The following is a 255-nucleotide window of genomic DNA, read 5'->3' as shown; positions in this document are numbered from 1 at the left end:
GGCAGTCCGTGCGCACCAGGTCGATGATCTTCTTCCAGTTCTTTTCGCCCCCGCGCTCGAAAATGTCGCGGAAGGTATCAAGCAGTACATAGTAGCCCGTGTTGCGGCCGTACGCCTCGTCGCCCAGAAACAGCGACGCCCACTGATGGTTGGTCATCGCGGTGGTACCCGAGTCCGACAGCATATCGACCGTCAGCATAGCGGCCGGAAACGCGAACTCGTTCCAGTGCGTCGCGTTCAGCGCGCGCTCGCGCT

At 61.6% G+C, this 255-nt stretch carries 1 protein-coding gene; it reads right to left on the bottom strand.

The genetic code is table 11. The features are described from left to right. Positions 1-255: beta-eliminating lyase-related protein (locus tag ACYQ3S_RS15785; protein ID WP_459690316.1), on the bottom strand; the 255-nt coding region annotated here is incomplete at both ends.

The organism is Agathobaculum sp. TL06 (assembly GCF_054658635.1).
This window is presented reverse-complemented; position numbering and strand designations above follow the sequence as displayed.